The 11,373-nt window shown below is 36.4% G+C and carries 6 protein-coding genes; 5 read left to right on the top strand and 1 reads right to left on the bottom strand.

What is annotated here, in order from left to right; translation table 11 throughout:
• The first annotated feature begins 705 nt into the window (after window positions 1-705).
• The 5 genes from ACFFAP_RS11420 to ACFFAP_RS11400 all read left to right on the top strand — a co-directional run bounded on the left by ACFFAP_RS11420 (window position 706) and on the right by ACFFAP_RS11400 (window position 9,333).
• Window positions 706-2,148 (top strand): sugar transferase, encoded by a 1,443-nt coding sequence (locus ACFFAP_RS11420; protein ID WP_375511321.1) that lies wholly within the window; start codon window positions 706-708, stop codon window positions 2,146-2,148.
• A 409-nt stretch (window positions 2,149-2,557) separates the two neighbouring features.
• Entirely contained in the window at window positions 2,558-4,000 is a 1,443-nt protein-coding gene (locus tag ACFFAP_RS11415; protein WP_375511320.1) for an oligosaccharide flippase family protein, read from the top strand.
• A 55-nt stretch (window positions 4,001-4,055) separates the two neighbouring features.
• The gene (locus tag ACFFAP_RS11410; RefSeq protein ID WP_375511319.1) at window positions 4,056-5,054 is read left to right on the top strand and encodes a glycosyltransferase family 2 protein; all 999 of its coding nucleotides are present in this window, start codon (window positions 4,056-4,058) and stop codon (window positions 5,052-5,054) included.
• Window positions 5,055-5,370: 316 nt separating this feature from the next.
• On the top strand, window positions 5,371-6,597 hold the full coding sequence (locus tag ACFFAP_RS11405) for an O-antigen ligase family protein (protein ID WP_375511318.1): 1,227 nt from the start codon (window positions 5,371-5,373) through the stop codon (window positions 6,595-6,597).
• Between the two features lie 516 nt (window positions 6,598-7,113).
• The gene (locus ACFFAP_RS11400) at window positions 7,114-9,333 is read left to right on the top strand and encodes a GumC family protein (RefSeq protein WP_375511317.1); all 2,220 of its coding nucleotides are present in this window, start codon (window positions 7,114-7,116) and stop codon (window positions 9,331-9,333) included.
• 410 nt (window positions 9,334-9,743) lie between these two features.
• Here ACFFAP_RS11400 and ACFFAP_RS11395 read toward each other — a convergent pair whose 3' ends face one another.
• A complete protein-coding gene (locus ACFFAP_RS11395; RefSeq protein WP_375511316.1) occupies window positions 9,744-11,159 on the bottom strand; it encodes a choice-of-anchor Q domain-containing protein in 1,416 nt (471 codons plus the stop codon).
• Between the last annotated feature and the right edge of the window lie 214 nt (window positions 11,160-11,373).

The raw sequence follows: 11,373 nt of genomic DNA, 5'->3' as shown, positions 1-11,373 counted from the left end.
GTCAGTAAGTAAAAATGTCTATAATGCAGATATGACAATACTTACAAATATCAAACACTGTTGATATTACTTTATGACCAATTATCGAGAGATGCCCATGAAACTTAACTCAAGCTCAACCACAATAAAGAATAATGTAAATTTTTGTTACAAAAATCAACTTTTTAATGCATTTTGTTATATATTATATGTGTAAGTTTTTTTAACCAGTAATTATGCGTAAACCAACAGACAACTTCTAAACAAAGCTGAATTAGTCTAGCTAAACATGCTATAGTAATTCCCAAAGACATATCGTCTCATAGAAGTATAAATCTGCAATGGAACTGTAGTAACTCAGTTCAACTGTTACGCACCTTAAAAATCCTTCCTAATATTTTTACCTGACCTACTTGATTATTTACGTCAAGAATTTTATTCAAGTATTAAGTTAACTCACCAAAAAACCCTTTTTTGGCATCAAAGCTCAAAATTTCCAGGCTAAACCGGATTCTACCCTGCAACAAAAGCTAAGTATCTAAGTAGTAACCGCATTAAAACCGACCCTGGAAGATGCTTTTGATCAATAATTTAAAGTTAGTGCGAATAAAATGGTTATTAGTAGACTACAAAGGCCAGGTTTCTTTGAAATAAAAATGTGATATCCCCCACTTTTATTAAAATACGTTTCCATCAAATTTTAACTACACCAGGTGTTTCTAAACTATGAGTAATCAAAGCATTACAACAAGTAAATTCAGTGAAGTGCCTTTAGATTTACGTGCATCTTCATTTGCCAGGGTACGCAAGGGTTCGTGGTGGTTGAGATTAACAACATTGTTTTTAGTAGACTATACTCTTTTATTTTTAACTTGGGTTTTAGCTGGATATCAATCTTATGATGGGTATTTTACTTCGTATATACAGAGTCATTATTTGCCGATTTTAATAACTATTGGGATTCAAATAGGCTCATTAGCTATTGAGGGGATTTATAGAGAAGGTCAAAAACGCTACGACTATCTCAATATTATAAAATCGCTAACTTTTGCTCATGGATTAATACTCCTAATTTCCTTTTTATATAAACCAGTTATTGATATTACACGCCCAAGAATAATATTATTATCTTGGTTGCTAAGTATATTACTTATTTCTACTGGGAGGTATGCTATAAATATTACATTAGAATATCTACGTAAGCAGAAAAAAATAGTTCGTTCTTCTGTCTTCATTATTTGCGATCCTCAAGAGCATGAGCAGATAGCTAGCTTTATAAAAAAAGAAAAACATTATATTGTATCTGGAACGGCTCATGCTAATTCATTAGATAGATATAAACGTCAACAAACATTGAATCAACTTAATGAATTAGGTGTAACAGAAGTTTTTATATCTTGGGATGCTCTAAAAAATAGAATGTTCTTATGCTGGTTATTTCAAGCATCTGGCATTCAAGTACATATTTTACCGATGGAATTAAAACCAATTTATAAAAACATAGAATTTAATAAAATAGGGGGAATGCCTTGTCTAAGTTTAGATTGTCCGATAATTACAGGGAAGGATTTTTGGATAAAGCGCAGTTCTGATTTTTTGTTCGCGACTTTATTTGTAATGTTATCATTTCCTATTTATATAGCTATAGCTATAGCTATCAAACTGGACTCTCCCGGCACAGTATTTTACAGACAAACCCGCATAGGTTTACATGGGCAACAGTTTAAAGTATGGAAATTCAGAACTATGAGGTCTGATGCAGAAAAATTCCAGAAAGAATTAGAAGCATTAAATGAAACGAAAGATGGGATTATCTTTAAAATTAAAGACGATCCTCGCATTACCCGTGTTGGAAAATTTCTTCGACGTTACAGCTTAGACGAATTACCCCAACTTTTTAACGTCATCTTTGGAGAAATGAGTATAGTAGGACCTCGCCCTTTACCTACTAGAGATGTAGATAAGTTTTCTGAACATCATTTTATTCGGCATGAAGTTTTACCTGGTATTACAGGTCTTTGGCAAGTCTCAGGTCGGTCGGATATTTTAGATTTTGAACAAGTGATAAATCTTGATCTTAACTACATAGAAAATTGGTCGCTTCGGTTAGACTTTGAAATTCTCCTCAAAACAGTTATGGTAGTTTTGAAAAAAGAAGGTGCTTACTAAGATCAGAAAAACAAAATCATCGCGGACAGCAATAATTATAGTATTTACATATTGATATAATTATTGCTTTTTTCAGTAGAGTTTCTGTTTCTCACGCGTTAAATTTAGATTTTCTACTTTGCTAAGTGATTAACTACCTATTTAAAGGCAATAAAAGGTCTTCCGTTCACTACTCAGAGTCTTTGTTGTGTTTAATATAACGAAAAGTTTGGCACTGAGTAGCACACTCAAGGCTGCGATTATAAAAGGTAAACAATAATTTAATGAAAATTCATTTTCTCCTTTGACTGGTATGTATAAAACAGTTAGAAAAGTTTCTAACGATATATCCCCAAAAAAGTACAGTTATGAGATATACAGGTATTGGCAATTCAAAATGAGCGAATTAAGGTGAATTAATAATTTAAGAATGGTAGAAAAGTATAAATTCATAAGTAATTCCCTCTCAATGATAGCCAATCGGTTAGCGCAAAGCATAACAGCTTTTGTATTAACCGCTGCTATTGCTCGTAATCTAGGAGCTGAAGCTATAGGCCAATATCTACTAGCCTATAGCTACTACTTTATCTTTGTGGGCATTGCTTCACAGGGAATAAAGATATTATTTACAAGAGAGCTAGCCCGTGAACCACAAAAAACATCAGTTTATTTGATGAGTGGTACTTGGCTGCAATTAATATTTAGTTTGCTCAGTTATGGGGCGTTGGTGATTGTAGTATTTTTACTTCCCTATAGTTACAAAACCTCGACTACTTGCTACATAATGGGCTTAACGATCATTCCCTTTGCTCTTTCCAACGTAACAGAGGCAATTTTCCAAGCTAAAGAGAAGATGCATTTAATTGCCATTGCTACAGTTCCAGTGTATGTACTACGCCTAATAATAATGATCTGGGCGATGCAACTGAAGTATGGAATTGAATCTCTGGGAGCGATACTATTTTTTTCGGAAACATTAATTCTCGTAATTGAATGGATTCTGATCGCACAGTTTGTCAAAATAGAATGGCAGATTGATAAAATTTTTATATGGAATACAATTAAAAATGCGCGGACATTTTTTGCTATTGAAGCAATAGCTGTAGTCAGTAATAGAATTGAAATACTGATTCTTTCATTGTTAGGAAATGAGTTTTTAGTAGGTCTTTTCGGTGCAATAGTTCAACTGCTACAACCATATTTAATTATTGCCAACAGTATAACTGTAGCAATGTTTCCGAGACTCTCAAAAGTAGTAGATCAAGGACGAGAAAAGCAGCAGCAGATCGCTGAAAGCTTTATTGAAATTTTACTAGCTATGGGATTACCCTTATTCCTTGGATTGTTGTTTTTCGGCAAAGACTTACTGATTTTTATTTATGGTTCTAGCTTTGCTCAAGGAAGTTTAGCTCTTAGTATAAGCGCTATATCACTGGTTATACTGCCCTTCACACGCACACTATGCTCTCTACTTGTAGCCAATCATTTTGAGATGGTGAACCTGCGTGAAGTGGTTATTACAACTACATTAGGAAGCTTGGGAGGTGTAGTATTAGTTTCGCGATATCAGTTAGTAGGTGCAGGTATAATGGCATTGCTAATGACTACTCTTGCCTTTAGCCAGTATGTTTACTTCACTTATACTCTCCTATTTTCATTAAATTTATGGCGAGTTATTCGCCGTCCTATTATCATAAGCACTTTGATGCTAATTGTATTCTTAATTTTAAAAAAAATAAATCTAGACTTTTTATTCACTCTGATTATTGCAATTCCCTTATATATTTTATTTGTTATTTTTCTGAGTATTCATGCTTTAGGCGGATTTCATATTGTCAGGCAAAAATTTTTAAAAAAAAGGATGAAGTTTTAATGACCCACTCTGCTTATAAAACAGGAAAATTTGCATAATTAAGATAAACCAAGCAATGAATATTGAATATCTTCAAGCCAAAAAATCAATAAACAAAGAATTAGCAATGGTAAATGAAAGTAACCAAACAATAGTCAGTGTCGTGATTCCTACACGCAATAGACCACAAATTGTTGCTAGGAGTGTCAGAACTGCATTAGCTCAAACGCTACAATCAATTGAAGTGATTGTAATAATAGACGGCCCCGATCAAGAAACAGTCAATGTACTATCTCAGATAGCCGATCCAAGATTGAGAGTGATAGAACTATCAAAAAATATTGGGCCATCAGGAGCTAGAAATACTGGTGTGAGAGAAGCTAAAGGCACTTGGATAGCCTTTTTAGATGATGATGATGAATGGCTTCCACAAAAATTGGAGCGTCAACTTGAAGTAGCAAATAATTCCCATTATGATTTTCCAGTTGTCGCCAGTCGTTTCATATCCCAGACTCCAAAAGGTGAGTTTATTCGTCCGACAAGGCTACCTAACCTTTCTGAACCTCTAAGCGAATATCTTTTTGCACGTAACTCCTTTTTTAAAGAAGAGGGCTGCATACAAACCTCAACTATTTTCGTGAAAAAAGAGTTAATGCAAAAAATGCCTCTGGAAGAAAAATTTTATAGGCATGAGGATTGGGAATGGTTGCTTCGGGTTACTGCTATGGAAGGTGTAGGAGTAGAGTTTGTGCCTGAGCCTATGGCAATCTGGCATTCAGAAATGGGAATCAAGCGCTTAAGCAATATCAACGACTGGCAATATTCCTTGGATTGGATTCGTGCTACCCGCAGTTTAGTAACACCAAAGGCTTATTCAGGCTTCATTGCAACAATGATCACTCCTTCTGCGTCCTCAGTAGGTGATTGGAAAGCCTTTTTTCCTTTGTTGTGGGAAGCTATACGCTGCGGCAAGCCCCGCCCAATTGATATATGCTTGTACTTAATTATGTGGCTGTTCCCTCAGCAGTTAAGGCAGCAAGTTAGCTCTATTTTGACCAAGAAGTTCAAAAAATAAGAGGCTCTTCACATAAATAAAAGTAGAAAGCAGAAGATAAAAATAATTACAAAAAACCTGAAAGCGTGAATTTAAAAACTACAAAAAAAAGCGAGTTTTAGCCATAGCGCCAGGTACAAAACGTCTGTAGTTAAATTATATGCTTTTAAATTTAGGTTACTTTTGTCTTCCGGTTTAATGAAAAAACGTCCATTCAAAAAAGACAGCGCTTTCATCACAAGTGAGTGAATAGAGATAGGAAAACATTTTTCCAAATCTAGAGGGAGTAGTCATCATAATTTTGTAACTTGTTTAATATATATACGATTGATAAAACATGAGAAAATTTTTAATTTCAGCTGAAGAAATAGTTACAATAATTTGTTTGATGATCTATTCAGGAACTCCACTAGAACCGTTGATGACCCATGGCTTTACCCTCAAAGAAGGTGATAGACTCATAGACCGATTGCTTTTCACTTTTACGTATATAGTTAGCCTTTCTTTAATTACTCTACGTTGGAAGAAGGCTAGTTACGTCTTTAGCAAAGATAAATTTATTTGGATATTGCTCGGAGTTTGTACACTTTCTAGTTTTTGGTCTTTAGATTCAGATACTACTATACGTCGTGTTTTAGGTCTGGCAGGAACAATGCTCTTTGGGGTTTATTTAGCCTCACGCTATACCTTAAAAGAACAACTGAAGTTATGTGCATACATGCTTGGGATCTCAGCATTTATGTGTATCTTATTTGCTGTACTAATTCCCCAGTACAGCATCGGAAGCGCTGGAGACCCAACGTCTTGGCGAGGAATATACCAACAGAAGAATATTCTTGGCACTAGATTTGTACTTGGTGGAGGAATATTTTTCTTCCTTGCCATGACTACTCGAGAAAATCGCTGGGTTTTATGGTTTGGCTATGTTGTTTCTGGGTTACTTGTATTATTATCAAAATCAACAACATCTCTAGGTAACTTTATAATTATTACAGCTGCTTTTCTTATATATTATCGAATTTTACATTTAAAGTATAAAGTAATGATACCTATTGTGACGTTACTGTCAACAGTTGGTATAGCTTTGTATACTTGGTTTATCTCACAAGCTGATACAATTCTAGGTTCAGTAGGTAAGGACACAACACTCACTGGACGTGCAGAACTATGGCCTGCTGTGTTGCAGATGATTGCAAAAAGACCGTGGCTAGGATATGGCTATGGAGTATTCTGGGAGGACAGTAGTGAATCTTCTATTGTTGTACAAACGGTACAATGGAATGCTCCTAATGCTCACAATGGTTTTCTGGATCTCTGGCTAGCGTTGGGTCTATTAGGAGTTTTTGTTTTTGCAATTGGGTTTGTTATTAATTTCTTAAGAGCGATATATTTAGTCCGGTGGAATCAAACATCTGATGAAAATTTATGGCTCTTAGTTTTTTTTACCTATACTATTTTATCAAATCTAACTGAAACTACATTATTAGATCAAAATAGTCTGGAATGGATACTTTATGTAACAGCAATATTATCAAGCAAATTTCCTACACGTGCAAATATGTAAAAATAAAATCAATAGGCTGACTCGATATCAGGAGCGTTTTGAATCTGGTAAAATCAATCAAACTTTAACTTGTGATTTTTTTGTTGATATATATATTAATCAAAGATATATCAAGTATTCAACAATTACACAATGTATGAAACTAATAGTCTCAACATTAGATTATCACATTAAGTTCTAGCTGACTCCAGCAGAGTGGTATTTTCGGTTAGGAGAAACTGTCATGGCTGAACTAGAGAAAATTGATTATCTTCTGAGATAGGAGCCGAGGGGCGACGCAGAATGGAGAAGATAGTTAAGTGGCAATATCAAGCTCCGAAACTGTTAGAGGCTTATAATAAGATTTGGCAAAGCTAGTAATCACTTTAAATTTCGGATGGAAACTAAATTTGTAACTTAGATAGTCTATACTATTGTCATATTGTCAAATAGATCAGTCTTGTCAATTGCGGTGGTTTGTGCATTCTCTAAGTCAATTTTTAGTTTCTTGCTTAAAACCTGTACTTTTGAAGATTTATGTCAGAAAAATCTATGGAATCTAGAGAATCTATCGATTTAGACCTTAGTCGTTACTTATTGATATTAAAACGATGGTGGCTACCTGCTACTGCGATATTTGCAGCTACAGTTATGCTCAGTGCTATTGCTACACAATTTATGAAGCCATCCTATGAAGCCGAAGGAAAACTGTTATTTAGAATTCCTTCTTTTAAAGTAGTAGGCTCCAATCTTTTGCCTACTAACGCTGAAGGAGGAGATGCAGGAGATTTAAAATCCCTGCTAGCAACTCAAAATCCTATAAATACTCAAATAGAAGTTATTTCTTCACCTACTCTATTGCAGCGAACAATAGACAAACTAGGGCTTAAAGACGACGAAGGTAAACCTATAGAGGTAGAGAAGCTACAGAAAGCCTTGATCATGAAAATTGTTAACGGCACAGATGTATTGCGAATTAGCTATGCTAGCCATGACCCCGAACAATCAGCGGCAGTGGTCAACACAATCATGAATCTTTATTTAGAAAATGATATTTTGACAAATCGCTCTGAGGCAGCAGCAACTCGTCAATTTATTGCCAAGCAGCTTCCTAAAACTCAACAGGCTGTTAATAATGCAGAAGTAGCGCTACGTATATTTAGACAGAAGCATGAGATAGCAGATCTATCAGAGGAGACAAAGTCAGCCGTTGCAACTCTTGGAAATCTAAACAGTGAGATTGATACTGTTAAGGCTCAACTGGATGACGTAAACGCCCAAACCAATGAACTGCGCCAGAAAGTAGAGCTAAATTCTCAGCAAGCGATCGCTGTGAGTAGCCTCAGTCAGTCACCCGCAGTGCAGGGAGTTCTTGCACAACTTCAAGATACCGATCGACAGCTAGCCGTTGAGCGTAGCCGTTTTCTAGATGACAACCCTGTAATTATTAACTTAGAAGCAAAGAAAGTTAGCTTAAAATCCCTCCTGCAACAGCAAATTGGGCAGACTGTTGGTAATCAAACACAAATTCCGCAGAACCTATTGCAGATTGGAGAACTTAGACAAAACCTGATCCAAAGTTTTCTGCAGTCAGAAGTACAGCGCTTTGGTTTAGCTAAAAGACTCTCCTCTCTATATAATTCGCGTTCTGCCTACGAGCAGCGAGTGAAAATCATACCCCAGTTAGCACAAAATCAGCGGGAATTAGAACGGAAAGTTGAAGTTGCAGAATCGACATATCAAACTCTTTTGAAAAAGGTTCAAGAATTACAGTTAGTTGAGAATACAAATACAGCAAGTTCGCGGATTATTGTTCCGGCTTCAGTGCCAGATAAGCCAGCAATAGGCAAAAAGATTATTGTTCTATTGCTAGGAGTAATGTTCGGTTTATTTTTGGCTACTACAACTGTTCTCTTCTTAAGTATGAGAGATAGATCTTTGAAAACACTTAAGGAAGTCAGAGATGTATTTAGATATACATTGCTGGGAATTGTTCCTTTGTCTGTTAAAAAGGTTCGCTCCCGTTATTCAAATGTAGAACAAAAAATTGCTGTCAGAGATACGCCTTACTCTTTAACTAGTGAAATGTACCGAATGATTCAAGCAAATCTGAAATTCCTGAGTTCAGATAAAGTGCTCAAAACTATTGTGGTAACTAGCGCAGTTCCTAAAGAAGGCAAGTCTACAGTTTCAGCTAATTTGGCAGCAGCGATCGCTCAACTAGGGCGTAAAGTTTTACTAATTGATGCAGATATGCGAGTTCCTTCTCAGCATCATCTTTGGCAGCTAACCAATGTAGTTGGTTTGAGTGAGGTTCTTGTAGGTCAGGCTGAATTTGACGTTACTGTATCTAAGGTAATGGATAATCTTGATGTCTTAACTGCTGGAGTTAGACCTCCCAACCCACTTGCTTTGCTTGACTCGAAACGGATGGCATCATTAATTGAAAATTTCTCATCTCAACATAACTATGATTTTGTAATTATTGATGCTCCTCCCCTGCTTTTGGCAGCCGATGCTTTGACTTTAAGCCAAATGACTGATGGGATTTTGTTAGTAGCTCGACCTGGGGTAATTGATTCTAACAGTGCTAACGCTGCTCAAGAAATGTTAGAAAGATCCAATTACAACGTACTAGGCTTAGTCGTGAATGGAATCATTGATAAAAATGAATCTAGTAGTTATTTATATCACGATCATGAATATTTTAAACCAACAAAGTTGGCAAAAGAATTTCAGCGACTTGCAAAAAAATAAAACTTTCAAAAGTTAGCCACTACTCCAAGACATTTTAATAAACCACGATTCTAATTGATGTGACATTTTAAGATGGGGAATGTAGGTTAAAACTTACAGTTCGCCCATTTTATTTTTCTTAAAGTTAGAGAAAACCAGGGATTGAATATACAAAATGTATTAATGTGTGGCCGTTGAAGCAATAGCTAGATTTTGGACGCAAGTACCTATACATTGCATTAGCGTAGCCTAATGTAGGTATTACCTATCTTTGCAAACGGTAAAATCCTGATTATTTCCTACCACACTTTTTCTCAGTCTCTAATAAATCAGTGAACACTGTGTTACAAAAACGGGTTGTAGACAAAAACACTAGATCAATCAGGATTTTGCCATACAACCCGATTCCATACTGTTAACTACTAACTCTACTACCGCATTTCCTCTGCCCCTCTATCGGATCGTGAACCCTTCACACGAGGGCCGCCTAGAAAATCGGTTGTCACAATATTGAAGTTCATACCACTATTGATTGCCGGACTCGTCGACTTCAGCCTAAAATCACCACCCGGGGCATTCATAAACAGTGGATCTGCAATAATATCATTAGATCCGAAAGCATCACTAGATCCGTAAGCACTTATGGAGCTATTAGCGTTGAGGTTGTAGTCAAACCTGACGTTGGTACCACCGAATCTTGCGTTTATCGGTTGCCCACGCTCAGAATAAAGGATGTTATTGAGAACGTTGATATTATTTGAAGCATTAATCGTGATTTGCCCGCTTCTAATTTCTGGACTCTGGCCATTCATATAAGTAGTGTTGTAGACAATATCGATATTCTCACTTTGGAATGTATGAATACCGCCACCACCATTTTTATATGAGATGTTGTTGGCAATCAAAGTACGTCCTCGATACGGACTTAATTTTGATCCCATTTTCTTATTCATTCCACGATCAACAATAATGCCATTACCGTCTTGGATCTTGCCAGTAGTAATCCAGGGGACGAACATTCGATTGTTGTAGACCTTATTTCTGGTCACAAACATCTTATAGTTTTGCTTGTTGTCAGAATTCCAATTGTTGGCCAGCGAAATACCACTACAGCCGTAAACTGAGTACCAGGCATTATTAAACACCTCGTTACTATCTATTGTTAGATAGTCTGATTGAGTCGCTGAAATGCCTGCGCCTCCACAATCATGTATTTTGTTGTTGATAATACGTATATGGTGGGAGCGACCATTTTGTTCTCCATCTATACTGATGCAGTTTCCGTTTGTCAGCGGGTTTGATTTGTAGCTCTGACCCATCGCATCACTACGCTTCATTTTGCCATTATTCCCTACAACCTCCAACCCGTTAATTTCAATATATGATGCTCCATCGTAAATCCAAATTCCATGCCATCCATTGTGCTGAAGTTTCGGTCGATGTCCAGGGTATGCTTTATACGTAATCCATGCATTTGCCCTTCCAGAACGTTTAATATCTACTATCGTTCCAGATGAGTGTTCATTATTGTATACCCCATCCATAATCAGTACTGTGTCCCCAGGGTTAGTCAGGTCTGCTGCCCTTTGAATTGTCCTAAAGGCGGATGAGATAGTGAGTCCGCTATTTCTATCGTTTCCTTTACCACTAACATAATATTTTGTCGCAGTTGGAACCTCGCTGATCAGCTTGCGGCTTGGTAGTGGCATTTCTTGATCAATAGATGACTGACGAACATCTTTAATTAAAGACTCTGTTATTCTCTGTCCTTGAACCAGACCTGTTAATGCCCAGGGAAGTACAAGAGATGCGCTTAAACTGAGAAAACCTAAACCATGAATCATCATAGGGAAAAAATAGGGTATGTTGCAAAAACTGATTCGTCAACGGTCAGTAACTCTAGCCTTAGTCAGTAACTCAGTATTGGATACAGTCGTGTAACTGCCATTTGTAAGTTTATACACCGTTTATCAGGTTTCCACCTGAGAATTCCCACGTAGATATGGCGGAAAAGCGTTTTTAGCTTGTCTTCCAAAAAATAGTAACTATATAGTAAAAGTA

Origin of the sequence: uncultured Nostoc sp., assembly GCF_964245575.1 — a bacterium.
Classification (GTDB): Bacteria; Cyanobacteriota; Cyanobacteriia; order Cyanobacteriales; family Nostocaceae; genus Nostoc.
This window is presented reverse-complemented; position numbering and strand designations above follow the sequence as displayed.

Excerpts from the sequence above, each read along its gene's own strand:
- ACFFAP_RS11420 (WP_375511321.1), top strand. The coding sequence starts at position 706 with ATGAGTAATCAAAGCATTACAACAAGTAAATTCAGTGAAGTGCCTTTA.
- ACFFAP_RS11415 (WP_375511320.1), top strand. The coding sequence starts at position 2,558 with ATGGTAGAAAAGTATAAATTCATAAGTAATTCCCTCTCAATGATAGCC.
- ACFFAP_RS11410 (WP_375511319.1), top strand. The coding sequence starts at position 4,056 with ATGAATATTGAATATCTTCAAGCCAAAAAATCAATAAACAAAGAATTA.
- ACFFAP_RS11405 (WP_375511318.1), top strand. The coding sequence starts at position 5,371 with ATGAGAAAATTTTTAATTTCAGCTGAAGAAATAGTTACAATAATTTGT.
- ACFFAP_RS11400 (WP_375511317.1), top strand. The coding sequence starts at position 7,114 with ATGTCAGAAAAATCTATGGAATCTAGAGAATCTATCGATTTAGACCTT.
- ACFFAP_RS11395 (WP_375511316.1), bottom strand. The coding sequence starts at position 11,159 with ATGATGATTCATGGTTTAGGTTTTCTCAGTTTAAGCGCATCTCTTGTA.